Below are 24,078 nucleotides of genomic sequence, written 5' to 3'. Positions count from 1 at the left end.
GCGCGCCGGGACCGGGGACAGGGGCGTCTGCGTCATCGCAGGCGCCGGTCGGCGTGAGCGGCGGCTGCGGCGGGGGCTGGTGCGGGGCCGCCCAGCTCCGCTGGAACAGGCGTGGCGGCGGTGGCCGATCGGCTCAGCGCGGCTTGCCGGCGAAGGTCGCCAGGCGGTGACGAGAGGTGCTGGGCAGCCTGGTTCAGGGTCCGAGTGCCGTGGCGGAGTTCGTCGCGGGCCGTCTCGACGGCGTCCTCGATCACCCGGACCGCGTCCTTGCGGCCCTCCCGGGCCCAGGGGAGGTGACGGATCTCGGTGGTCTTGCCGAGGAAGCCGAGCTGCTGGGCGACCGTCCCGAGAGCGGCGGAGGCTTCGCCGAGACTGCCGATGGCTTCGGCGTACGCCATGGCGGCGCGGATCGCGTGGCCGGGCGCTGGCTGCGCGGCGGCGCGGCCGGAGAACTCCTCTCCCAGCTCCCGGATGAGGGCGCCGAGTTCGGCTATCTGCCGGCCGACCTGCACGGCGTCGGGAATCTGGGCCGGTCCGGTGGCGGGGAGCAGCGCTTCCTGCTGCTGCAGGGCGTTCGCCCGGGTGCGCAGGGCGAGCGATTCGTCGAAGGAAGTTTTCACGGGTGGTTCCTGGAGGAGTGGTTGGCGGTGGTGGAGGGGACGGAGAGAGATCGGTTCAGCGCGAGCGGGCGGGGGTTCGCTGGGTCGCTGCGGCGACGGGCGGGGCGGTCCTCGGGACGGAGGGCGGCTGGGGGCTTCGGGACAGTGCCGCGCGGACCCGGGCCTCAGGGTCCGAGCGCCCTGCCGGGTCGGCCTTCTCTGCTGCGGGTGAGGGGAGATTGTTGGCCGTGTGCCAGCGGGCGCGTACCTCATCGAGCGGGCCGAGGGCGTGCAGGGCCTGGCCGATGAGACGGCCGGGCGCCATGGCCGAGCCCTCGGCGAGTGCTTTGATCGCGGCGGCGGCTCCGGCGGCGGTGCGGACGACGGAGGCGCGGATGACCTGGTCGCCCAGCCACTCGGCCGAACCCGCCCCTGGTCCGCAGAAGAGAGCGTCGAGCTGTTCGCGCGAGATCGTGCCATCAGCCAGAAGACCGCGCCGCTGGACCTCCCACAGGGCGGTCACCTCGTCGATCGGCTCACCCCGGTGGTGGAGGGCGCCGAGGCAGCGGTAGACCTGGCCGTGGCCGGCGTCGGCGAAGTCGCCGGGCCGCAGCCAGTCGTAGACCTCGGCCATCGCCGCCGGCTGGCTGACGATGACGGCCAGGAGGAACCGCTCGTCCTCGGCCTCCTCTGGCCCGACCGGCGAGGGAGGAGCGGTCGGGCCCGAGGAGGGTGGCGGGATGGGCCGGGGCTCGGCGCCCCAGCGCCCGGCAAGGTCGCCGAGCACACCGGTGAGGACGTCGGCGTGGTGCAGGACACCCTCGACCTCTTGTGCTTCGGCGTCGATCCGGGCGACGTGCTCCAGGCGGACGGCGTGCTCCAGCACCGTGCGGTGGATGGATCCTTCGAGGACCATCCGGCCGTACACCGGGGCGTTCTGCGGGCGCGGGCACGCGGCGATCAGGGTGTGCGCGTACGAGGTGCTCAGCCCGCGCACCTCGCGGCCGGCCTCGGCGAGGGTGTCGGTCACCCACGACAGCGGCACCGTGCCGTCAGCTTCCCGGACGGGCCGCCGCTCGGTGCCCAGGGTCCGCATCGCGGTGAACAGGGCGCGGTGGGCCGGGCGGTAGAAGTCGGAGGGCGTCAGCCAGGCCAGCGTGTCGAGCTGGGCCGGGTCGAGGAGGACCGCGCCGAGAAGGGCTTGCTCGCCCTTGAACAGCGCGTCCATCACCGCTTCCCCCTCCGCTTCTTCGGGGCGGCAGCCTGGTCGTCCCGCAGCCGGGCGACCTCGCGGTCGGCGGCGGCCATCGCGGTGGCGAAGCGGTCCAGCTCACCGGTGAAGACCGGGTCGGTGGCGAGGATCGAACCGGTGCCGGTGATCAGCCACCACTGGCCGCCCCGCCGGACGACCGGCGCTCCGGCCAGCGGAGCCGAACAATGCTGGTTGGAGGGCGAGTTGGTGTCGGACATGAAGACCTTCCGGGAATCGATCGGTGGTTCAGCGGCTGCGGCGGGCGGTTGCCGGGACGGCCGCCGCGACGGCATCGGCCGGGACTGGCGGCGGCGCGGCGCTCGGCGGCCAGGAGCAGCGGTGCGCTGCTCTGAACCCCAGCGCCAGGGAGATAACTCGCAGGGCGGCGGCGGTTGTTGTGGTTACGGAGGGGTCCTTGGCGTGGGCGGGTGGGCGTGGCACACCCGGTTGGAGCGGAGGAGGGGAAGTGGGCGTGGCGGCGCCGGCCGAAGAAGGGCGGACCCCTGGTCGGCGCCGCCGGGCGGGGCGGTCAGGCGGAGAGGGTGAAGTCGTTGCGGCCGGTGGTGCTCTTGGCGAGGGCGCGCTCGGTGATGGCCTGGGTGGCGCGGGCGGAGGCCGGGCCGATCTCCTTGGCGGAGCGCTCCTTGTACCAGGGCTTGATGTTGAGCATCGCCACGCGCATGCCGGTCGCGAAGAGCAGGATCTTGCCCTTGGGCAGGGCGCGGATCTCGTCGGGCGGCAGGATGCGCTCGGTGCGCATCGACACCGACGTCGACTTTCCGCTGCCGGAGTCGGAGACGGAGACGGTCTGCACGTCGTGCTCGCCGATCTGCCGCGACAGCTTGTCCGCGAAGTCGGCGTCGTCGATACCCGAGCCGATGACCTTGACGGTGGCCGCGCTCCACAGGGCGTCCATGCCGGCATCTCCCCAGCACCGCTGGCCCTGCCGGTAGCTCTGCAGGATGGTGATCGGGATGACGCCCCGGCTGCCGAGGTGGGAGTAGAGATCCGGCAAGTCGCTGATGCGGCACACGTTCGCGGCCTCATCCAGGACGCACAGGGCGGGCGGGTCGAGCCGTCCGCCGGAGCGCTCCGCCACGATGACGGCCGCGCGCATCACCGCATCCGCCGCAGCGGCGATGATCGCCGATGCGCTGCCGCCGCCGTCCTTGCTGAGGAGGAACAGCGTGTCGCGGGAGGAGGCGAAGTCGAACGGCTTGAACTCCGCAAGGTCGGGCGTGGGGGTGACCCAGGCGGCGATGTCCGGGTCGAGCAGGCAGCTCGCGTACTGGCGCGCCGTCTCGTAGATGCCATCCCTGGTCTCGGTGGCGCCGGTGACGGTGCCCTGGAGCTGGGCGGCGACCGCGTGGTGGCCGGCGTCGGTGAGCAGGTCTACGGGGGTGCGATCGGAGGGGGAGGCGAGCCAGGCCAGCACGTCGGTGATCGGGCGGCGGTGGCTCGCCGCAGCCAGGAAGAGCGACCCGAGCGTGTTGCTTGCCGCGGTCGACCAGAAGTCGGAGCCGCTGGACTCGTCCACGCTCGCGGTGACGAAGTGCCCGGCCAGGCGCTTGGCTCCGGCGAGGTCGCGGGCGTCGGCGAGGATGTCCCACCACATCTCGCGCGGGTGGTGCGCGATCTGCTGGGGGTCGAGCGTCCAGATCGTGCCGACCTTCGCACGGGCGTCGACACACGCCGTAAAGGCGTCGTTGGCGGCCTTGTTCGACGTCAACAGGACGGGTCCGGGGGCTGCCAAAATCGCGGGGATCGCGATGCCGCTCGTCTTGCCGGAGCGGGGCGCCATGATGGCGACCATCACGTCCTCCCACGAGGCCCGGACCTCGGCTTTGCCCGGGGAGAGCGTGCCGATGGGGATACCGCGGTCGGCCGGGGCGATGTCCTTGGCGTCCCTCAGGCTCGGGCGCAGGCTGCGGGCCTTGGCGGTGATCTCCTTGTCCAGCAGCGGCGCGATGTCCGCAGACCGGGCCATGCCACTCTTCGAGCCGGAGCGGTGGCGCAGCCACAGGATGAGCGCGGTGACGGCGAGCGCGAGGGTGAGCGCGCCGGGGACGATGCGGGTGCCGGCCAGGACCGCGGCCGGGCCCAGGTCCGGCCACAGCCGGTCGGGGTGGAGGAGGGCCTCGGAGGCGTGGAACGGCGCCCACAGGCCGGACCCGACAAGGTAGTTGGTGAGGTTGCCGGTCAGCCAGGCGATGCTGCCGAAGGCGAGGGCTGCGCCGACGACGGCGAACAGGAGGTAGAGGAGCGCGTCCGTACCGGAGGTGGTCGACGGCGCGCCGGTGCGCGGGGTGGGCACAAGAGATCCAAGGGGGGTGCGAGCGGGTGGCGGGCGGGGCGCGCTCGGCTCTCGTACGGATCACCACGGGACTGCTCTCCTTCGGGGCGGGGTTGGCGGAACGTTTCAGCGGGTGCGGGCGGCAGGCCGGACAGGCGCCGCCGCGGGCGTGCCGGCCTGTGTGGGGGCGGCCTCGGCAGCGGCGGAGGGCCCGGTGCGGCGGGTGGCGGCGTGCCGTTGTGTCTCGGTCTGGACGATGCAGTTCTGGCCGACGTACCCGACGACCAGGTGGGGGGCGATTCCGACCCGGTACCCGGCGTCGTCCAGGAGGGTGGCCGCCGTGGAGGCCACAGCGGCCTGGTCGGGGCCGGGAGTCTCCGGGGGCAGGCTGTAGCAGCAGGAGCTGTGCTTTTCGGATGCGGTGAACCCGCACTGGCGCAGGACGTCGTGGATCTGCTCCGGGGCGCCGGTCCGGCAGAAGGCCCGGACTACGTCGTCCGAGCGGTGGACGATCTCGACGTCGGTGCCGAACACGTCGGCGAGGGTGCGCATCTTCCTGGTCCTCCTTCGTTCGGTCAGCGGGTGGGCCGGGGCCGGCCTGCGGTGGTCGGGCCCGGCGCGGGGACCGGCGGGTCTGCAGGGGTGACCCTGCGGGCGGTGGTGTTGGGGGAGGTGGCGAGGGCTGCTGCCTGGCGGCGGGTGTCCGGCGTTCCCGGGTTGGGCGCGGGCGCGCCCATGACGTCGTGCAGGAGTTCGCGGGTGCGCAGGACGGGCACCATGTCCGGATGGTGCGTGGGGCTGGGTTCGGCGGGGCAGGCCGGGATTCCCGCGGTGGCGGCCTCCAGGTCCTCCCGGACGGTGAGGAGCGCTTGGTGCGCGGTGGCCAGGCGCGTCCACATGTCGTAGGTCAGGTTGTAGCCGGGCGGGTCGAAGTCCACCCGGGCTCCGGCCCAGTCGGCTGAGGCTGCGACCAGCTCGGTCAGCTGCGTCAGCGGCCCGGTCAGGGCGCTGGTCGTCTCTTCGAGGATCGCCGCCACCTTCCCGGGGCTGGTGTCCTCCTCCAGCCGAATGACCATGCCTGGCAGGGAGTAGGGGTCGGCGGCGGGCGGCGGGATGTAGCGGACCTGGAGCGGCCGGTCGGCGAGGGTCTGCGGGTCGCGGTGGGCCAGGCGGATGTTGTGCTGCATGGCGGCGCCGACCGCTTCTCCGATCGACGGGTAGTGCTCGGGCATCGGGGCTCCCGGGGCTGTGGTGATAGGCAGGAACGTTTCAGCGGGTGCGGCCGGCGGCGCCTACCGCTGGGGCCGGCACGGGCGGAAGCCCAGTGGAGGCTGCTGCGACGGGCGCGCCCGCCGCGTTGGCGGCGGGGGCGGCGGTGCTGCGGGCGAGGGCCGCGCGGGTGCGCAGGTCGTCGGCGGCAAGGACGTCAGCGGTGCCGGCGGTGTTGGACGTGGCGAGCTGCACCTCGTCGAGCACCTCGGCGAGTTCGGCCTGGGTGGTGACGAGCTGGTCGGACGCTGTGCCGAACCGGTCGGAGAGTTCGTGCTGGTCGGGGTCGAGATCGGTGATCTGCTCGGAGGCGGTCTCCAGGGCCTCCTGGAGGCGGACGAGCATCCCGTCGTCCGGGTCGAGCAGCTCGTCGAGTACCCCGGCGAGTTCGGCGAAGTCGGCGGCGCCGCGGATCGCGTCGGTGAGGTGGAGGATCTGCCGGCCCGGGGTGTCGAGCGGCTCCAGGTGGAGCTTGGGGTCGAGGTCGACGCTGTAGCGGGCGGCGCGCAGCATCTGGGCGGCGTGGGCGGCGATGGAGGCTGCTTCGGGGCGGGGTGTGGTGGTGGGCAGGCGGTGTCGGCGGCCGTGCCAGTCGTCGATCTGTTGGAACCCGGCGTGCCGGAGCAGGGTGGCGGAGAGGTCGTCGCTGGTGCCGGTGGCGACGATGCTGCCGCTGGGCTCGGCGTTGATGGTGATGACGGGCATCCGGTGGTCCTTGGCGGTGGTGACGGTGCGGGTGAGGTGGCCGAGTTCGGCGGCGATGCGGGTGCACTCGGCCTGCACGTGGAAGGGGTCTCGGTAGGTGCCGTGGAGGTATCCGTCCTCGCGGACGACGGTGGCGACGACGTGCACCGACTGGTCGCCGTTGCGGATCGCGGCCCACCGGCAGCCGTGCGGGTCGCCGGCGGGGGCGAGCCCGGTCGCGGTGACCAGGCGCCGGGCGACGTCGGCCCACTGGGCGTCGCTCAGGTCCGGGTGGCGGGGGTCGGAGCGCACCGAGCACATCCACACCGGCTGCTCGGGTGCCCGGGCTCCGATCCGCAGGGCCGGGGCGTCGAGCACGCCGCCGTCGAGGACCTCCTGCGGGTCGCCGAACAGCGGCAGCTGCTTGTCGGCGCCGCGGTAGTCGGCGCCGATCAGCCGGGGGCGCAGGCTGCCGCGTGGGTCGTCCAGGCCGTACAGGGCGGGGATCAGCGCGGCCGTGGTGGTGGCGCGCTGCAGGTGAGCGATCACGAGCGTCCCCTTCTCGGACGGCGGGGCCCGGCGGGCGGGCTGACGGGGACAGGATCCGCAGATCCGCCGGTTAGGCCCGGCCGGAGATCGGTGGTAGCCGGTCGTCGGCCGGGCCCAGGCGGAGCGCTGTGGGGTGTCAGCGCCGCGCGATGAGCCGGTGGTCGCGGGTGAAGTCCTCGCAGGCCCACCGGGCGAGGCGCTGGTCGTTGTGCAGCCGGGCCCAGCGGCCGTCCTTGCGGATGACGGTGGCGACGAGGTCGAGCCGGTCGCCGGTGTTGCGCAGGTCCACCCACCGGCAGGCGTCGGGGTCGCCGTCCGGCTCGATGCCGGTGGCGTCGAGCACCTGCCACGTCAGCTCGAACCACTGGTCGTCGCTGAGCGCGCCGGTGCTGCGTATCGAGCAGTGCCAGGTCAGACGCCGGGAGGGGGTATGGCCGGTACGGGGCTTGCGCAAAGCCACCGGCTCGTCCAGCAGCGCGGCCAGGTCCGGCAGGACGATGTCCTCCTCGGCGGGCGGGCCGGGCGACCACGACGCCAGCAGGTAGGACTCGAAGCCGGGATCGTCGTCGTACAGCGCGGCGAGCAGATCGGGGGTGCTCTCGGTGCGCTTGACGGTGCAGTACAGAGGGGAAGTGGCCATGGCGCTGTGTTCCGAATCAGAGTGCGGTGAAGGTGAGTTGGGGACGGTGACCTGCGCCGGGGCGGGGCGCCGGCGGGTCAGACGAAGGGGTTCTCGGTCGGCCGGTCGGCGTCGACGGCCGCCTCCAACAGCTCGGGCAGGTCGCCCGGCTCGCACGCGCGCTGGTCGATCCACCAGCCGGCGCGGGTGATCGTGCGGGCCTGATCCTCGATCCGCTCCCACTGCGGCTCCGGCATGCCCGTGTCGAGGACAAGGGCGGTGTAGGCGGCGGCGAGGACCTGGTGGCGGCAGCGGACCCCCCAGGCGACGCCCTTGGCGGTGCCTTCCAGCGGCGGCATCCGGAACTGCTCGGACCAGGCGTCGGATTCGGCCTGTTCGGCGGCGCGCTTGGCTTCCAACCACTGCGCCTTGCCCGCTTCGTCCTCGCTCTGGGCGGCGCGCCAGCAGTCGGTGCAGTCCTGCTTGGCCAGCCACTCGGCGAAGCCGGCCCGGCGGTCGGCCGGACGGTCACCAAGATCCCTTGCCGATCCGTGCCCGCACTGGTGGGTGATCTGCCAGACCTTCTTCACAGCCATCTGAATTCTGTTCCTTGGTGATCGGGGGAGTGGTCATCAGGCACGCGCACCAGCGCGGTGGCCGCTGACGGCGGGCCGGGGCGTCGGCGGCGGCAGGGTTGCGTCGGTTGACGTCAGTGGCGCAGGCCGGGACGACCGGCGCTCGGCGGCGCGGGCGCAGGCGGTGGCTGCGCCTGCTGCCCGGTGCGGGTGGGCGCGACGGTAGGAGAGGTGGCCCGGGCGGCGCTGACGCGGGCGTCGGTGGCGGCCGTGATGCCGGAGGCCCGCACCGCCGGTTCGGCGAGGGCCGGGTGCGGGGTGTGGGCGGAAGCGGCAGTCTGGTTGACCAGGCCGGCCTGACAGTCGTACGCGAAGCCCTCGGCCTGCAGGTAGTCGATCGCCAGGGTCACTGCCGCCCGGCGCTCTGCCGGGTCGGCCATGGAGGAGGGAAGCCGGTGGTGGGGCTGCTGATCGGTGGTGACCGCGACGAACCCGGCTCGGTGAAGCAGCGACTCGGCTCGGTTCCGTCGGTCTTGGACGTCCTGCTCGGTGGGAACACCACGACGGTCGAGGTGCCCGTCGAGGGCTGCGTGCATCGGCGCGACATCGGTTCCGTGCTGCTGGTCGGGTCCCCCGGATCGGCTGTCGTACAAGGGCTCGACCTCGACCTTGCCGGCGAGGGGATCGAGCCAGCCCATGAGCCAGCCGTTCTGCGGTCCCGTCGTCTCGAGTTCCTCGTCGGTGTCGTCGAACGTGGGGCCGGCGAGCAGGAAGCTGCCGTCCGGGAGCCGTGCCTCGATGTGTTCGCCGGTTTCGAAGTCGATGGTGAAGCCGACTCCTCGCTTCGCCAGCGGAACGGTGACGGCCGCGAACCGGTCGGTCGGTAGCGGTGGACGGGTGCGGGCGGTGACGCCACGGTTGTCCTCGGAGAACCGGACGGGCTGAATGTGGATGGAGTGCATGCTGTGCTCCTAAGCGGCGGCGGGACGGTGCGGCAGGGGTCGGTCAGCGGGCGCGGGCGAAGGCGATGCGCGGGTCGACCGCCGCGGGCGGCGGGCTCACGGCGACAGCGGGCGGCACGGTGGCGGGCGCCTTGGGCGTGGCCTCGTCGACGCGGAACTTGTGCGTGGTGAACGGCTGGCGGACCGCTACGCGGTGGGCGGCGACGTCCTCGGCGAGCTGGGGCTGCATGGCGACCTGGAAGTGACCGCGCCGCAGTCCCGTGACGGTGTGGGCCACCACGTCGAGGGACTCCGCCCGAGTGCCGGCCGGGGCGAGGTAGACGTCCAGGTCCCGGTGGTGACGCCAACCATCGGTCTCCAGGAAGATGCCCGGATTGAAGGGCAGATCGTCGTTGACAGCGGCGACGATGCCCAGGCTTGGGTGCTCGGCGATGGCGACGTCCGGACCGGCGTCCTGGGCGGATGCACGCTGCGGCCCGGGGACCTCCGGCGTGGCGCGCGTTTGTCGAGCTTGGACCCGTTCCTGCCCGTTGGTCTTCTCGGGAGCCAGGGACATGTCGGTGTCGACGCGGTAGCCGGCGCCGGTGAGGAGCTTGGCGGCCCAGGCGGCGCGCTCAGGGGCTTCCTGGTGCTGGTCGGTGAGCGTGTACAGGCGCGGGTTGCCGGGAAGGCGCTGGAAGTCGAGGCGTTCCAGCATCCATTGGGCGGCCGGGTTCTGGGTGGGCAGGGAGGCGACGATGCCGTGGCTCGGGTGGTGCCCGATGGCGACGTCGGGCAGCTGGGTGGGTGCGGCGGCAGGCATGGTGGGGCTCCGCTTCGCTGGGTCGGACGGTGGACCGGTGGGTGGGGCGAGGTCTGTTCCGGCGGGGCACAGCGGTCGTCCTTCCTGGACAAGGGGGTTCAGCGGCGCGGTCCGGCAGCGCGCGCGGCGGCCGGTGCGGTGAGGACGGCCTCTGCCGGGTGGCCGGTGAGGGTGCGTACGGCGGTGGGGGAAGTGGCGAGCGCGGCGAGCACTCGGGCGTCGGGGCCGGCCGTGACCGTGGCCTGGGCAGTGGGCCGGGCGCGGCCGGCGTGGGCGGTGTGCCGGTCGGCGAGGTCGCCGCGCATCGCCCGGATCTCCCGCACGTAGCCGTCCGCCATGTCCGCGATGTAGCGCAGGCGGGCGGCGTAGTGCGGATCGGAGGCGCCGCCCAGGCCCTCCCACCAGGAGGCGCTCTGGTGGAGCACGCCGACGACCTGGTCGAGGACGCCGTCCCCGGGCGCGGTCAGCTCGCTCAGCGCGTCGGCCACCTCCCGGGTGTGCCCGGCCCCGGCGATGGTCTCTCCGACCTGAGCCAGCGACCGGGACGGGGGCAGCGTCGGCGGGAGGCGGTGGTCGATCAGGTCCGCTGGGCAGGTGAACCCGTAGCCGGCGGCGCGCAGGTAGTCGACGGCCCGCGTCACAGTGGCCTTGCGCTCGCCGGGGTCGACCATGGCGGCGGGAAGCCGGTGATGGGTCTCGTGCAGGCGCACGACGGGGACGAACCCGGCCCGGTGGAGGGCGGACTCCGCTCCCGCGCGGACGGCCTGGACCTGCTGGCGGGACGGTACGCCGAGGCCGTCGAGGTGCTCGTCGACGGCGGCCAGCAGCGCGGTCACGTCGCCCCCGTTGCGGGCGTCGGCCCCCTTGGGCCTGCTGTCGTAGACGACTTCGAACAGCTCGGGGTTGTCCGGGTTGTCCCGCGTCACGAGCCACGCCTGCGGGAAGCCGGGGACCTCGTGGCTCCCGTATTCGTATTCCGGCGGGGGCGAGATCGTCAGGCAGGTCCCGTCGTTCAGCTGGGCGACGACGATGTAGTCGTCCGCCCCGAAGTCGACCCCGGTCTCAAGGCCCCGCTGCGCGAGGGGACGGGTGACGTGGGCGTAGCGCCGGCCCGGACCGGTGGTGGCACGGTCGGTCAGGGTGTCCGGGCCGTGGACGTGGGCGGTGACACCGAAGCCGTTGTCGGCGAACAGGACGGTCAGTTGGTCGGGTTGCATGGGGGCTCTCCTGCGGGGTGTGCGCCCGGTGGCGTGGTGGGCAGGCGCTGATGATGCCGGGGAGAGGGAACTTGGACCGGCCGCGAAAGGGTGATAGGCGCGCGGCGGTGCGCAGCCTGGCACGGGCGGATAGGATTCAACACCCCTGGCAAAAAGGTGAGTTCAGGATTCTCGAAGCGCCGCCCGGTCAGGCGGCCATGCGGAAGTCGGTGTCGTACAGCTGCTTCTCCCTGGTGTGGAGGAGGTGCTGCACGATGAAGGACAGGCTGGCGACCTTCCACAGGCCCCGGCCGCGGGTGAGGGCGGCGATGGCCTGGGCCTCGACGCCGGTGAGGCCGAGCAGGGCCATGGCGGCGGGGATCTGGTCGGGTTCCTGGCGGTAGATGATCCGCGTCGAGCAGTCGGCAAGCAGTCCCTCGGCGAGGACGCGCCCGCGCGAGCCGGAATCACCGGCGGACAGCAGGTCGGAGAGCCTGTGGACGATCAGCAGGTTGGCGATTCCCAGGCCCCGGGAGAGCTTCCACTGCTGCTGCATCCGTTCCAGCAGGCCGACGTGCCGCATGACCCGCCACGCCTCGTCGTAGATCACCCACCTGCGGCCGGCGGACGGGTCCGCGAGGGCGGCTTCCATCCACGCCGACGCGCAGGTCATCGCCAGGACCAGGGCGGTGTCGTCGCCGCTGCTGCCCAGGCGGGACAGGTCGATGGAGAGCATCGGCGCGTTCGCGTTGAACGTCACGGTGGACGGGGCGTCGAACATGCCGGACAGGTCGCCGTGGACCAGACGGCGCAGGGCGTGGGCGAGGTCGTCGGTGGCGTGGCCGAGGCTGCCGGCCTGGTCGCCTAGGGCGGCGTCGAGGCGCTCAGGTCGGCCGAGGACGTGGGCGATGTCGCCGAGCAGCGGCACCGTGCCCGCCGCCTCGGCGTCGGCGACGACCAGGTCCAGGGCGACGTCGAGGCCGGTGTGCTCCATCGGCAGCAGGTCGCGCTTGAGCACGGTGGCCGCCAGGCTTGCCAGCAGGAGGAGGCGGCGCTTGCGGACCTCGCCGCTCCAGTCCTCCTCGCCCACCCCGGCAGGCCGCTGCGGGGCGTCCAGCGGGTTCAGCCTCCCCGGCAGACCGGGCCCCAGGGCGATCGTCTGCCCGCCGAGGGCCTGGGCAAGACCGGACCACTCGCCCTTCGGGTCGGATGGCACGTAGATCTTGTACCCGTGGGCGATGGACCGGGTCGCGATCGACTTGGCCAGCGCGCTCTTGCCCATGCCGATGATCCCGCACAGGAAGGCGTTCGGGTTCGTGAACCCCTCTATTCGGCCGGAGTTGTAGAGGGTGAAGGGGTCGAACGTGAACGAGCCCTCAGCGTGCATGTCACGGCCGACGAAGACCCCCTCGGCGCCGAGGCCGGCCTCCGCGAGGAAGGGGTAGGCCCCACCGGCGACGGCGGTGGTCATGCGGTGCTTGGGCAGGCGGAGCCTGCTGCCCCGGGCGGAGGCCGGACCAGGGCGGCCGGAGGCCGGGTAAGTGGGCTGGAGTTCGGGGTCGGCGCCCTGATGCTCGCGCCGCACGGCGGGCAGGGCCGCGTGGCGGGCCTTGGTGCGGGCCTCGGCGAAGTCGGCACGAGCAGAGCGCTGTTGGGCGCGGGAGCTCTTGCGCGGGACGAACAGAGGGCTGGCGGTGGCGCGGTTCCTGGGCATGATCACGGATTCCGGGGTGCGGGGTCAGCGGCGGACGAGGCCGGTGAACGGGGTGTGCAGGTCGGCGGGGGTGGTGCGGCGGCGCACCAGCTGAGCGGTCTCTTGGTGGCGGCGGCAGATGCTCAGCTCCGGCGCTCCCTCGGGTAGGCGGTTACGGCAGGCGTCGGGGCCGGGGACTTCGCCGCTGCCGGGCCGGGGCGAGGCGTGGTAGGCGGCGTGGAGGTGGTCGGCGGCCTGCCACAGGCGGGTGCGCGTGGCCTTGAGGTGGTCGCCCTCGATGGGCAGCAGCGGTGCGGTGCGCTGGGCGTGGGCGTCGAGGAGGCCGTGCAGCGCGACCAGGTGCTCGTGGAGGGAGTTGAGTTCGGCGCGGGAGGCGACCAGCGGGCCGGTGGGGATGTTGAGCGCGCGGTGGAAGTCGATCGCGGAGGTCGCGTACGGGACGAAGTCCTGCGCGACGGGGGTGGTGGCCGGCATTAGGGGTGCTCTTTCGGAAGGCGGGAGGGCCGGCATCAGGCGGCGAGGGCGAACGGCAGCGCGCTGGCGGTGAACGCGCTCGCCTGCTGCCAGGTGAGCGGGCGCAGGTCGAGCTGGGCGCCCACGGCGGCTGTCTCCACCACGGCGCAGGCGGAGCGAAGTTCGTCCTCGGTGTCGGCGGAGACGGTCAGCAGGCCGGTGAGGGCGACGTCGGCGTGGCCGGCGATCAGCTGCCGCTCGCGGTCCTGGATGTCCTGGTACTCCACGGAGTCGGCCTCGCTGGAGACCTGGCCCTTGCGGGCGCGCTCGGCCGAGTCCGCGATCACGCTGGCCTTCTTGCGGCGCACGTCGCGCAGCGCAGAGTCGAGGTCCTGCGGCTCGTACGCGAGGGAGACGGTGCGGCGCACGCCGGAGGCGAACATGACCTGGTGCAGGAAGCCCGGGTTGACCTGCGTCCGGGGCCAGTTCTCCGCCCAGTACGTGGTGTGGTGGGCGGAGTCGGTCGAGATGTGGTCGGCCTTCTCCACCACGACCACCGGGCCGGCGGCGCCCGGGTCGGCGGACGGACGCCCGTCCGCAGACCAGCGGTCCAGCGCGGCACGGGACTTCGGGTCGTAGGCGGTGCGGGCGACGGCGGCGATCTCGCCCGCGGACAGCCAGCCGGCTGGGGTGAGACCGGCGGTGCGCGCGGACTGCTCGAACGCGGAGGTGAGCTGGGCCAGGACCGCGAACCCACCGGTCAGGCCGCCTCCGGCCTGGGAGATCAGCCGCCGCGCGCCCTTGAAGTCCAGGGCGATGGCGACGTAGCACTCGTGCGGGGCGGCGGCCGGACCAGCGCCGCGGATCAACTCCCCGTACAGCTCACCGGCGAGCGGGGCGTCGGGGCGGCCGTGCTCCTCCCAGTACCGGCGCAGCGCGTCACCGGTGTCGGGGACGGTCCGCTCGATCACCTGGATGCGGGCGACCTGGCCGGTGCGGGCGAGCGCCGCCAGGGAACGTCCCCACCCGCTGACGTTGGCGTTCTGGGTGCCGGGGTCGAGGAGGGCGTACGCGCGGGAGGAGACCTTGACGATCGCGGTGAGGGTGCCGGCGTGCGGGTCGTGGACGGCGCCGTAGCGGCCATCGGGGGCGGTGACGACACGCAGGCTTGCCGCGTTGCCAGGCAGGTGGAGCAGGCCCTCGCGCACCGGGCGGGAGGAGGGGCGGGCGAGCCACAGCAGCTGTCCGCGCAGGCGCCGCAGGCCGTAGCGGGCGGCGACGGGGGCCCAGTCGGCGAGGGTGCGGCCCCGGTAGCGGATGAACACCAGGGCGGCGACACCCGCCCACACGGGTATGAGCTGCAGGGCGCCGGTGACGCCCCGGGTGACGAGCACGGCGAGCAGCAGCAGGCCGGTGGCGGCGCAGGTGATCAGCTGCGGCGCGCTCAGGCCGAGCAGGATGCCGCGCTTGGAGCGGTGGGGGAACTTGACGGACGCAGGAGTGTCGGGTGTCGAGGAGGACATCGGGATTCCAGACGGGGTGAGCGTGCGGGCGGCGGGCGGGGGCGCGGCGCTCTTCTGGACGTCATCGCAGGTCCTCCTTCCAGGGGCTCGGGGGCGGGGCCCGGGGTGGGCGGCGCTCTGCCGCCCACCCCGGGGTACGGGGCTCCGGTCAGGAACCGGGCTGGGTGGGCCGGTTCGGGAAGACGAACCGGACCGGCTCCGGAGCGGATGCTCCGGCAGGGGACGGTGCCAGGGCGGCCGGTCCTCCAGGTGCCGGCGCGGAGGCCCCGGGCGTGGGCGGGCTCGCGGCCGAGGGCACGGCAGTTCCGGACGGCGAGACCGTGCCCGCCGCGACAGCGTCCTGGAGGGGCGGTGAGGCCGGGGACTCCTGACCGCCGCCGGACTGCGGCTGCCCGCCACCTGCGCCGGGCGAGGCCCGGGTGACCAGGGCCGGGATGCCGGGCCGGGTGACCAGGGCACGTCCACGGTCGCCACCGGCGTTCGTGTCCTCGCCGAAGCGGAACTTCGTCGGCTGCTGCGCGGGGCCGGCGTCGATGCCTTCCTTGCTGATCCGGCCGGTCGGGTCGATGCCGGAGGCGGCACCGCCACCGCCCATGCCAGGTACCTGGGCCGGGCCCTGCGGCGCCGGGACACCGGTGCCCATCTGCATGGCCAGGGAACCGGCGGTCTTCGCCGCCCCGGCCGCGACCGCCATGCCGGCCATGCCGGTGCGGTGCGTGTCGTCGTGGCCGCTGCCGTCTGTCGCCCAGTGGACGAACTTGTAGACGGCGTACGGGCACAGCAGCACCATCACCATGATCACGACGCCGGCCATGGCGTCGGACAGGGCGGCCATGCCGTCCTTGGCGTCCGTCTTGCCGAGGGCGGAGACGCCGACGAGGAACACCACCGTCATCAGCAGCTTGGAGACGATCAGGGTGGCGGTGGCCTCGATCCAGCCGCGCCGCCACCGCTGGGCGACCTCCCAGCCGCCGCCGGCCCCGGCGAAGGCGGCGAGCACCACGAGGATCAACACGCCGACCTTGCGGGCGACCATCACGCACCAGTAGAGGAACGCGCCGATCGCGCTGCCGACCGCGACCAGGGCGGGGATCGCCCAGCCGAGGGCGAACATGGGGCCGAACTGGTTGATCTTGATCATGCGCCTGACCGCGTCGGCGACGCTGGTGTGCGCGGCTTGGAACAGCCCGGCCGACAAGGCGTCGACCACGGTGACCGCGACGGCGGTGAAGCTGATCGCGCCGAAGGCGAACAGGACGCCGGTCATCGTGCCCCAGCCGGCCTTGGCCAGCGCCCGCTCGTCCCGCCGCCAGGCGGCCAGGATCAGCTGCGCGCAGAAGGTGCCCACGGTCAGGATCAGCCCGATCGGCAGGATCAGCTGGTAGTTGTCCCTGAACCATGGCGCCGACAGGTCGATGGCCGTGGTCTCGTCGACCGCCTTCGCGCACAGGTCGACGGCGCTGGCCGCCAGCTCGCCCATGCTTTTGGCGATCCACGCGCCGATGCCATCGGTGATCGACTTGCCCGGGTCGCTGACGAAGTTGATGCCGTCGACGACGTCGCAGACCTGGGCGACCATGGGGAGATTGCAGATATCCACGAGGAACTCCCGCCGGTCAGGGCGCCACGGCCGGCAGCACACCGGCCAGAGCACACGGGCGGTCAGGACGGCACTGCACGGCCAGGGTCGCCGAACGGTCCTCGGCACCACCGGCCGGGGAGCCGTTCCAAGCGATCGACTGCTTCCCGGAGACGGTCACGGCGTAGACGTACGCCTGCGTGATCGCCCCCGGATCGGCCTGCAGCGCCCTGGTGAACCGGTCCGGGAAGTGCGCCTCGTCCGCGGTCGCGGTGGCGAACTGCCCGGAGTCGGCCATCCGCCCCCACAGCACCGGCGAAGGCACCAGGCGATCGACCGAGTCGGCGTCGACGTACTGCCCCTCGCCGGTCAGCCACCGGTGGAGGGAGGCCACCAGCTCAGGCTGCGAGGACGAGCGGGTGTCGTACGACCACAGCGCCACCGCCGCCGCCTTCGCAAACGCGATCGGATCGTGCGTCGAAGGCGGACCCGGCAGCCCCTTCGGATGTCCGCCCGGCGTCGCCGAGGCCACCGGGCCGGAGGCTGCGGGCGAACTCGCAGCCGTGGAAGCCGGGTTGGCGGCGTCACGGCCGTCCCGGGTGAGGTAGGCGAGAAGGCCGGCGCAGCTGATGAGCAGCATCAGGACGATCGAGCCCAGCAGCGCCCGGCGGCGCACCACCGGGCCGCCGAAGTCCCCAGAACGGGCAGGGGGGTTGAGGAAACGTTTCTGCGTCACTTGATCTGGCCGCCGAGTCCGGAGAAGAAGCTGACGACCCCGTTTGCGGCGCCCAGCAGCAGGGCGGCGCCCGCGCTGACGAGGACGCCCTTCTTACCGTTGGCCTCGGCCTGGTGGCCGCCGGAGTGGTGGCCCCAGGCCCACACCCCGGCGCTGACTGCGAGGGCTCCGACGACCGCCACGATCCCGAACAGATTCAGGCTGCCCATCACCTGCTTGAGGACCGAAAGGCCAGGCAGACCGCCCTCGGCGGGGGCGATGCCGGGATCGTAGGCGAGCTGTACGACTGCGTCCGCGAGATACAAGGGAAGCTCCAGAGCAATTCAGGGCACGCGAAGGCAGCCCGAAGAAAGGGGGGGAGGAGAGAGGGGAGGCGAGGGCGCGGGTCAGACGACCCGACGGACCGCGAGGATCTCCGGCCGCCACGAGGCCAGGGTCGAGATCTTGACCACGTCACCGGTCTTCGGCGCGTGCACGATCAGACCGTTGCCGATGAACATCCCGACGTGCTCCGGCACGGCGGCGGTGCCGCGCGTGAACAGCAGGTCGCCCGGCTTGAGCGAGTCCACCGAAGCGGCGCTGCCCTGCGTGACCTGGTCGTACGTGGTCCGCTCCAGCGAGACGCCCGCCGAGCGGTAAGCCATCTGCATCAACGAGGAGCAATCACACCTGCCCATCGGATCCGCGCCGTGCGAGTTCGCGCAGGTGCCGCCCCACTGGTAGGCAGTGCCGAGTTGGCCGAGCGCCCACCGGATCGCCGTCTGCACCGGCTGCGGTGCGTCGGCCGGGATCGTGTACCCGCCTGGCAGCGAGCCGGCCGGAATCGTGCCGAAGTCGCTGCCGTCACCGCCCGCCGTGGGCGTCCCGCAGCCGCCACCCGTGGTCGGGCTGGCACTCGCGCCGGCCGTTGGCGTCGGTGCCGGCGGCGGGTTCGGCGCGGGCGAGGCACCGGCGGCAGGAGCGAGCAGCGGCGCGAGGGCCTTCTGCAGTGCCTCCGCCAAGGGCTGCCACTTGGCGTAGGCGTCGGGGAAGCCGGAGCGCTGCACCGCCTGGGCGGCCTGGGTGACGGTCATCGACTCCCAGCCGTTGACCTTCTGCAGCGCCTCGTAGAACTTCGTCGAGGCGTACACCGGCTGCATGATCTGCTCCGGCGTACCCCAGCCTTGGCTCGGCCGCTGCTGGAACAGCCCGAGACTGTCCCGGTCTCCGCCGTTGACGTTGCGAAGTTCGCTCTCCTGCAGCGCCGTTGCCAGGGCGACGACCTGCCCACGCACCGGGATGTGCATCGCGACTCCGGCGGCCTGGATCGTCCGGGCGTTGGGGATCTGCTCGGCGGGCTTGCTCAGCCCCGCCACATTCGGGGCGCTGAGCGGACTGGAGCCCTTGAGGATCGCCTCGACCTGCGCCGCCACCGCCGAGGAATCCACACCCTGTGAATTTCCGCCGGACGGACAGGAGCTGGACGTGGTGGCTGAGGCGTTGGCCGCGCCGACGATCGCGACCGGCAGGCCCAGCACCAGCGGCCCGCAGGCGACGACGCCGACGAGCGCGCCGACCGTCTTCTTCACGACGGCCCCCGGTCGCCAGACATCGGCCGGACGGGAAGCGGGGGCGGATGAGGGCACGACTGTGCCAGGGCATGCTGCATCGCAGCGGCTCCTCGGGGATTCGTAGGAGAACGCGGTGCCGGCCTCTCGTGCGAAGAAGTCGCCGGCACCGCGCCGGTGGTGAAACCGCCCTCGTTCAGGGCGGGCCCGAGTCACGGGAGTTGGTAGCTCCAGGACGCCGGTCTCGGGTCACGCGCGGCAGCCGGCCGCGCTCGTAATCTCAGCCGGAACACGACGGCACTCCTCGGGATCGGGGGAAGGGGAGATGCTGCCCGCGTGGCTCCGCGAGCACAGGGCAACACGGATCAACACGTGCCAGGCCAGGCCCGTTTGGCCTGCTGCCCGGTCGGCATGGCCAGACAGTAGACGCGAAAGTCGGCCGCACCAAACGACCCCCGACCAGGCCCGGAACCCCCGCCAACGCCTGTTAGGTACGGCCGTCGATCACGGCTACCTTCCTCGGCATCCCCGCTCCCGGCGGCTGCCGCCGGGCGCCGCCCGGAGCGGGCCCAACCACGCCCCGAAGGAAAACCCGTGACCTACACGCTGCACCGAGGCGACGCCCTCACCGTCCTCAAGACCCTCCCCGACGAGTCCGTCAACGCCGTCATCACCGACCCGCCGTACAACAGCGGCGGCCGGACCAGCTCCGAGCGCACCAGCCGCGACGCCCGCGCCAAGTACGTACAGACCGGCTCCGCCCACGACCTCCAGACCTTCCCCGGCGAGAACCGCGACCAGCGCAGTTACCGCGCCTGGCTCACCGAACTGCTCACCGAGGCGTACCGGGCGAGCACCGAGCACTCGGTCGCCATGGTCTTCAGCGACTGGAGGCAGGAACCGACGACGAGCGACGCGCTGCAGATGGCCGGCTGGACCTGGCAGGGCACCATCCCCTGGATCAAGCCCGCCAGCCGCCCGCGCAAGGGCGGCTTCAAGCAGAGCGCCGAGTTCATCACCTGGGGCGTCAAGGGCACCCTCGACAACAGCCGCGCGATCTACCTGCCCGGCCACTTCATCGCCAGCCAGCCCCGCAAGGACCGCGTCCACATCACCCAGAAGCCGCTGGAGATCATGCAGCAGCTCGTCCAGATCTGCCCAGAGAACGGCGTCGTCCTCGACCCGTTCACCGGCAGCGGCTCCACCGGCGTCGCCGCCCTACGCGAAGGCCGGCGATTCGTCGGCGCCGAACTCTCGCCCCACTACGCCGACGTCGCCGAACAGCGGCTGCACGCCGAGCTGACCCAGGACGACCTCGTCCTCGCCGGGCCGGAGGCGTGAGGGTGAGAACCGTCGCCCGGCCAAGGAGCCGAAGACGCGAAAGGGCGGCCGGAGCACCTAGACTCCAGCCGCCCTTCCTGTCTCCTCAGGACTCCTCGACCGCCCGCCGAATCAACGGCACCGCCTTCTCCACGTCCGCCGACGAGACGACCCGCACCTCTAGGTCCCCCGTCCCCAGATGCCCGATGCCGCGCACGTCGCGGGTGAAGCCCTCCTCCAGCTCCACCGTGTCCGGGTCCAGCCGCAGGTACACCAGCAGCGCCCGATGCGACGGCGACGGGCGGAAGACCACCGACGCCACGTTCAGCAGCCGCTTGTAGGCGATGTAGTGCTTGAGCACCACCACCTCCAGCTCGCCCACCGCGGTCAGCGCCTCGTCAAGCTCGCCGTACAGCTCCCGCAGGCACTCCGGCACCTCCACCTGCGAGGGCCCCGCTGGCACCACGACCACCTCCGGCTCGTCACCCGCTTCGTCGGCCGCGCCGGACGGCACCGGCGCGGCACCCGAGGCGGAGAAACCCGGAACGGTCTCGACCAGCTGCAGCGTCAGCAGGTCCGGCCCGAAGATCCGGTAGCGCACCAGGTCAACGCGGTGATCCCGCTGGTAGAGCGACGCCGCGGCTCGGTCATGGCGCGAGAACTCGCCCGCGACGCAGATCACCCGAGGCCGCTGCCACTGGACCGCCCCCGCAGCCTCGGCGCCCAGCTGTCTGCGCACCAGCGCCTCGAACTCGTGCCGGTGCGCCAGCAGCCAGACCAGGTACGATCCCGCCTGGGCGATCACTCCGGCATCGCGCCCGCGCTTGAACTCGATGACCACCGGCACGCCGTCCTCGTCCAGCCCCAGCGTGTCGATCCGCCCCTGGTGCCACGGCCCCGTCGAGTACTCCGACGCCAGGAACCGCACCCCCAGCATTTCCTCCAGCGCCCCCTCGACCCGCCGCTGCAGCTCCCGCTCCCGCGCCACCGTCGAACCCCGCAGCTCGACATCCCGTCCATCAGCACCCCGCCGAAACACCTTCAGGTCGGCCACCCACGCCCCCTTCGCACGACCGTACGGAGAGATCAATCGAAATGAGGAATGATGTATTCCACTTCAAGGCATCCATCGTGGCCCACCCCCTGGCCAGGTGGTTTCAGGACGACCGTGATCCGAGTGATAGATGGATGCTCACCGCACTCGCCGAGCGCGTCACCGCGTTCGCCGGCGTCGAGGTGGAGTTCGTCCGGACCGCGGTGACCTCGGAGCAGACTGAGCGGTACCAGGACCTCGGCACCGCCCTGGCTCCTCCGCTGGAGGATGCCGTCCGGGCGAGGTCGTGCCGGATCTGTCGGGCGCGCTTCGCCGGCAACAGCCGGACGCGGGGCGTCTGGCCGTTGCCGGCCGCGCCGCTTGCTTGTCCTAGGGGAGGGATATCGTTGGCGAGTCGCCCGCACAGGGACTACGACACTCCGCTTGGGTTCACCCAGCAGGACACGATCGGCGTGCACATGCCGAGCATGCTCGAAATTGGGTGACCGGCGAAAACACCACGGCCTTCGGGCCGCCGCCCTTTGACGAGCAAGGACACCCCTGACTGATGGCAGTCACCCAGCAGGAGATCGAGAGCCGGTTGTGGGACGCCGCCGATGAGTTGCGCGTGGCGATGCCTGAAGCGCAGTACTCCTCGGTCGTCTTCCCGCTGATGTTCTGGAAGTACCTGTCGGACACCTGGGAGCACCGTCACCAGGAGTTCTTGGCTGAAAACGAGGGCCTGGACGGTCTCTCTGTCGAGGAAGCCCGCGAGATCGAGTATCGCGACTACCAGTCGTTCGATATCCCGCTCATCCACCCCGGCACCGTCCAGGAGCGTCGAGCCTCCTGGGCGTCGATCCTCGGCACCATCACCCAGCCAGGTATTGGTCAGCGGGTCCGCGCCTCCCTGCAAGCCATCGAGACGGCTAATCCTGACAAGTTCTCCCGCATCTTCGGGTCCATGACCTGGGCCTCCGAAGAGGTGCTGTCAGGCGAGGTGTTGGCGGCGGTCATGCAGGCAATGGACCGCACCCCGAAGATGCACGAGGGCAACATGTCCTACGACGTGCTCGGTGGGGCGTACGAGTACCTGTTGAAGCGGTTCTCGGACGGGTCCGGCACCCGCGCCGGCCAGTTCTTCACCCCGCGCGAGGTCGTCGAGCTGATCGTTGAGGTCCTGGACCCCAAGGGCTTCGAGTCGGTGTACGACCCGACATGTGGGTCGGGCGGCATGCTCATCGCCTCCGCGAATCTCCTGAAGACCCACAACAAGCGTGGCTACACGCTCAAGCTGTACGGGCAGGAGGCCGTGCCGGACACTGCGGGTGTGGCACGCATGAACCTCTTCATGCACAACCTCACCCAGTTCCAGGTCGAGGTCGGCGACACCCTGAAGGACCCGCGCTTCAAGAACCTGGATGGATCCGTCGCACAGTTCGATGTGATCCTCGCCAACCCGCCGTACAGCCTGAAGTGGAAGCCCTGGGCCAACGACCCGCGCGCCCTCGGCGGAGTCTCCCCGCAGGCGTCTGCGGACTGGGCGTTCGTGCAGCACATGATTGCCAGCATGGACCCGAAGAGGGGTCGAGTCGGCGTCGTCCTGCCGCACGGCGTCCTCTTCCGCGGCGGCCAGGAAGCAGCCATTCGTCAACGTGTCCTGGACGACGACCTGCTCGAAGCGGTCATCGGCCTGCCTGCCAACCTCTTCTACAACACCAGCATCCCCACGGCGATCCTGGTGTTTCGTGCACGTGGCACCAAGGACCTGGAGCGGCAGGATGGTGTGCTGTTCATTGATGCCTCCAAGCGGTTCGCCAAGGCCAAGAATCGCAACATCCTCACCGACGTTGACATCGCCGACGTCGTGACCGCCTACAACGCGAAATTCGACGTCGACGGCAACCCTATTGACCCCAGTGGAGAAGGTGGACTCGCGGCGCGATTCGTCCCCGCCACGGAGATCGTGGCGAACGAGTACGACCTCAACATCGGCAGGTACATCAAGCAGGCCGCGGCCGAGCAGGAAGACCTGGGCACCCTCATCGACGCCTACAACATCGCCCGTTCCGAACGGCAGAAGACCGAGGCCCGAATGCTCGCGGTGCTCGCCGCCGCCGGGATCGAGGGCTTCGATGAGTGACCCGACGAGCAGTGATCGCGCTGCCCACGTGCAGGAGGGTTGGGTTCGGGCGCCACTGGCACGGTTCCTCACGCTGAATGTGGAAACCGTGGATGTGGACCCGGAACAGACGTACCCAACCGTGGGGGTGCTGAACAGGGGGCGAGGGCTGCTCTATCGCGATCCTGTCGCGGGGAGTTCGACCTCCTACAAGAAGCTCAACCGGATCGGTCCAAGAGCACTCGTCTACAGTCGCCTCAAGGCGTTTGAGGGCGCGATCACCGTCACGCCCGATGACCTGCCGGAATCTTTCGCTTCGCAGGAGTTCCCGACTTTCGCCTTCTCGTCCGATGCAGATCCCGACTTCTTTCGCATTCTCGCCACGACGCAGCGTATGTGGAATGCCCTCCAGGGGGCTTCTAAGGGGATGGGTGGCAGGCGTGAGCGGGTGAAGCCCGCTGACTTTCTCAACATCAGCATGGACATTCCGCCACTGCCGGTACAGGAGCGGATCGTTGAGGTCATTGGCGCGGTCGACGCTCAGATCACCGCACTCGACGCCGAGGCGGACGTGCTCGATGAGCTTTGGTGGGCGCTCGGACGGGAGATGGCGGCAACGGTTGCCGGCGAGGCGACGGTCCCACTGGCGTCGTTCTGCGACATCTCGGGAGGTCTCACCAAGAACAAGAAGGACCTTGAGCAGCTGGACCTTGTGGAGGTGCCGTACCTGCGCGTGGCAAATGTCCATCGACACCACCTGAATTTGTCTGAGGTGGCGACGATCCAGACTACCCAGGCTAAAGCAGAAAAACTCCGGCTGCTGCCGGGCGACGTCCTGATGAACGAGGGTGGGGACAAGGACAAGCTTGGTCGGGGACACGTATGGGAGGATCAGATTCCCGACTGCATCCACCAGAACCACGTTTTCAGGGTCCGGGTCACCGATCAACGTTTCGACCCATATTTCGTGTCGGGTTGGGGTAACACCTTCGGTCAGAAGTGGTTCGAGACATTCGGCACCCAGACGACAGGGATCGCCTCCATCAACCGCGCGACCCTCAGCAGATTTCCCATCCCGGATGTCCCGTTGTCCGTCCAGCAGGACTGGGCGGGGCGTCTTGGGGCCGTCGTGGAGACGTTGGACTCCCTCCGAGGTCAGGCAGGCAGTCTCCGAGCAGCCCGCGCAAGCCTGGTGTCGGGGCTACTGGATCGCACCATCGACATTGAGTCCGCCGAGTTGGAGGTCTGAGC

24 protein-coding genes are annotated in these 24,078 nt (G+C 71.4%); 4 read left to right on the top strand and 20 right to left on the bottom strand.

What is annotated here, in order from left to right:
- Positions 1 to 32: 32 nt before the first annotated feature.
- From ACIQVZ_RS13245 to ACIQVZ_RS13155, 19 genes are all read right to left on the bottom strand, one after another.
- Positions 33 to 620: a hypothetical protein gene (locus ACIQVZ_RS13245; RefSeq protein ID WP_402449584.1), complete on the bottom strand. Its 588-nt coding sequence runs from the start codon at positions 618 to 620 to the stop codon at positions 33 to 35.
- A gap of 55 nt (positions 621 to 675) precedes the next feature.
- Positions 676 to 1,827 carry a DnaB-like helicase N-terminal domain-containing protein gene (locus ACIQVZ_RS13240; RefSeq protein WP_402449581.1) on the bottom strand — a complete coding sequence of 384 codons (1,152 nt, stop codon included), beginning with the start codon at positions 1,825 to 1,827 and terminating at the stop codon, positions 676 to 678.
- Positions 1,827 to 2,069 carry a hypothetical protein gene (locus ACIQVZ_RS13235; protein WP_402449579.1) on the bottom strand — a complete coding sequence of 81 codons (243 nt, stop codon included), beginning with the start codon at positions 2,067 to 2,069 and terminating at the stop codon, positions 1,827 to 1,829. The genes ACIQVZ_RS13240 and ACIQVZ_RS13235 overlap by 1 nt, the downstream gene beginning before the upstream one ends.
- Before the next feature lie 311 nt (positions 2,070 to 2,380).
- On the bottom strand, positions 2,381 to 4,165 hold the full coding sequence (locus tag ACIQVZ_RS13230) for a type IV secretory system conjugative DNA transfer family protein (RefSeq protein WP_402449577.1): 1,785 nt from the start codon (positions 4,163 to 4,165) through the stop codon (positions 2,381 to 2,383).
- Between the two features lie 105 nt (positions 4,166 to 4,270).
- Complete coding sequence (locus ACIQVZ_RS13225; RefSeq protein ID WP_402449575.1) at positions 4,271 to 4,696, bottom strand: hypothetical protein; 426 nt, start codon at positions 4,694 to 4,696, stop codon at positions 4,271 to 4,273.
- A gap of 23 nt (positions 4,697 to 4,719) precedes the next feature.
- Positions 4,720 to 5,376 (bottom strand): hypothetical protein, encoded by a 657-nt coding sequence (locus ACIQVZ_RS13220; RefSeq protein ID WP_402449574.1) that lies wholly within the window; start codon positions 5,374 to 5,376, stop codon positions 4,720 to 4,722.
- Positions 5,377 to 5,413: 37 nt separating this feature from the next.
- Entirely contained in the window at positions 5,414 to 6,646 is a 1,233-nt protein-coding gene (locus ACIQVZ_RS13215; RefSeq protein WP_402449571.1) for a hypothetical protein, read from the bottom strand.
- 136 nt (positions 6,647 to 6,782) lie between these two features.
- On the bottom strand, positions 6,783 to 7,286 hold the full coding sequence (locus ACIQVZ_RS13210; RefSeq protein ID WP_402449569.1) for a hypothetical protein: 504 nt from the start codon (positions 7,284 to 7,286) through the stop codon (positions 6,783 to 6,785).
- Between the two features lie 77 nt (positions 7,287 to 7,363).
- The gene (locus ACIQVZ_RS13205; RefSeq protein ID WP_402449567.1) at positions 7,364 to 7,861 is read right to left on the bottom strand and encodes a hypothetical protein; all 498 of its coding nucleotides are present in this window, start codon (positions 7,859 to 7,861) and stop codon (positions 7,364 to 7,366) included.
- 113 nt (positions 7,862 to 7,974) lie between these two features.
- Entirely contained in the window at positions 7,975 to 8,802 is an 828-nt protein-coding gene (locus ACIQVZ_RS13200; protein ID WP_402449565.1) for a hypothetical protein, read from the bottom strand.
- A 43-nt stretch (positions 8,803 to 8,845) separates the two neighbouring features.
- Complete coding sequence (locus ACIQVZ_RS13195; RefSeq protein WP_402449562.1) at positions 8,846 to 9,604, bottom strand: hypothetical protein; 759 nt, start codon at positions 9,602 to 9,604, stop codon at positions 8,846 to 8,848.
- A 98-nt stretch (positions 9,605 to 9,702) separates the two neighbouring features.
- The gene (locus tag ACIQVZ_RS13190; RefSeq protein WP_402449560.1) at positions 9,703 to 10,821 is read right to left on the bottom strand and encodes a hypothetical protein; all 1,119 of its coding nucleotides are present in this window, start codon (positions 10,819 to 10,821) and stop codon (positions 9,703 to 9,705) included.
- Between the two features lie 187 nt (positions 10,822 to 11,008).
- Positions 11,009 to 12,514 (bottom strand): ATP-binding protein, encoded by a 1,506-nt coding sequence (locus ACIQVZ_RS13185; RefSeq protein WP_402449558.1) that lies wholly within the window; start codon positions 12,512 to 12,514, stop codon positions 11,009 to 11,011.
- A gap of 24 nt (positions 12,515 to 12,538) precedes the next feature.
- On the bottom strand, positions 12,539 to 12,988 hold the full coding sequence (locus ACIQVZ_RS13180; RefSeq protein ID WP_402449555.1) for a DUF6238 family protein: 450 nt from the start codon (positions 12,986 to 12,988) through the stop codon (positions 12,539 to 12,541).
- Between the two features lie 35 nt (positions 12,989 to 13,023).
- Positions 13,024 to 14,490, bottom strand: a complete 1,467-nt coding sequence (locus ACIQVZ_RS13175) for an SCO6880 family protein (RefSeq protein ID WP_402449553.1) — start codon at positions 14,488 to 14,490, stop codon at positions 13,024 to 13,026.
- A gap of 148 nt (positions 14,491 to 14,638) precedes the next feature.
- A complete protein-coding gene (locus ACIQVZ_RS13170; protein ID WP_402449551.1) occupies positions 14,639 to 16,090 on the bottom strand; it encodes an ATP-binding protein in 1,452 nt (483 codons plus the stop codon).
- 16 nt (positions 16,091 to 16,106) lie between these two features.
- Positions 16,107 to 16,709: a hypothetical protein gene (locus tag ACIQVZ_RS13165; RefSeq protein WP_402449836.1), complete on the bottom strand. Its 603-nt coding sequence runs from the start codon at positions 16,707 to 16,709 to the stop codon at positions 16,107 to 16,109.
- 92 nt (positions 16,710 to 16,801) lie between these two features.
- Positions 16,802 to 17,110 (bottom strand): DUF6112 family protein, encoded by a 309-nt coding sequence (locus ACIQVZ_RS13160; RefSeq protein ID WP_188308008.1) that lies wholly within the window; start codon positions 17,108 to 17,110, stop codon positions 16,802 to 16,804.
- 81 nt (positions 17,111 to 17,191) lie between these two features.
- Positions 17,192 to 18,373: a C40 family peptidase gene (locus tag ACIQVZ_RS13155; protein WP_402449549.1), complete on the bottom strand. Its 1,182-nt coding sequence runs from the start codon at positions 18,371 to 18,373 to the stop codon at positions 17,192 to 17,194.
- A 573-nt stretch (positions 18,374 to 18,946) separates the two neighbouring features.
- Between ACIQVZ_RS13155 and ACIQVZ_RS13150 the strand changes: the two genes are divergently transcribed.
- The gene (locus ACIQVZ_RS13150) at positions 18,947 to 19,693 is read left to right on the top strand and encodes a DNA-methyltransferase (RefSeq protein ID WP_402449546.1); all 747 of its coding nucleotides are present in this window, start codon (positions 18,947 to 18,949) and stop codon (positions 19,691 to 19,693) included.
- Positions 19,694 to 19,778: 85 nt separating this feature from the next.
- On the opposite strand, the gene ACIQVZ_RS13145 is transcribed toward ACIQVZ_RS13150, so the two are convergent.
- Positions 19,779 to 20,726 (bottom strand): DUF5655 domain-containing protein, encoded by a 948-nt coding sequence (locus ACIQVZ_RS13145; protein WP_402449545.1) that lies wholly within the window; start codon positions 20,724 to 20,726, stop codon positions 19,779 to 19,781.
- 41 nt (positions 20,727 to 20,767) lie between these two features.
- On the opposite strand from ACIQVZ_RS13145, the gene ACIQVZ_RS13140 reads away from it, so the two are divergent.
- The 3 genes from ACIQVZ_RS13140 to ACIQVZ_RS13130 all read left to right on the top strand — a co-directional run bounded on the left by ACIQVZ_RS13140 (position 20,768) and on the right by ACIQVZ_RS13130 (position 24,076).
- Positions 20,768 to 21,211, top strand: coding sequence for a hypothetical protein (locus ACIQVZ_RS13140; RefSeq protein ID WP_402449543.1), 444 nt, complete (start codon positions 20,768 to 20,770; stop codon positions 21,209 to 21,211).
- A 62-nt stretch (positions 21,212 to 21,273) separates the two neighbouring features.
- Positions 21,274 to 22,848, top strand: a complete 1,575-nt coding sequence (locus tag ACIQVZ_RS13135) for an N-6 DNA methylase (protein WP_402449541.1) — start codon at positions 21,274 to 21,276, stop codon at positions 22,846 to 22,848.
- Positions 22,841 to 24,076 (top strand): hypothetical protein, encoded by a 1,236-nt coding sequence (locus ACIQVZ_RS13130; protein ID WP_402449538.1) that lies wholly within the window; start codon positions 22,841 to 22,843, stop codon positions 24,074 to 24,076. The genes ACIQVZ_RS13135 and ACIQVZ_RS13130 overlap by 8 nt, the downstream gene beginning before the upstream one ends.
- The last annotated feature ends 2 nt before the right edge of the window (positions 24,077 to 24,078 follow it).

Source organism: Kitasatospora sp. NPDC098663 (genome assembly GCF_044760075.1).
Lineage (GTDB): Bacteria > Actinomycetota > Actinomycetes > Streptomycetales > Streptomycetaceae > Kitasatospora.
The sequence above is the reverse complement of the archived record's forward strand: the minus strand, read 5'-3'. Positions and strand labels throughout refer to the sequence as shown.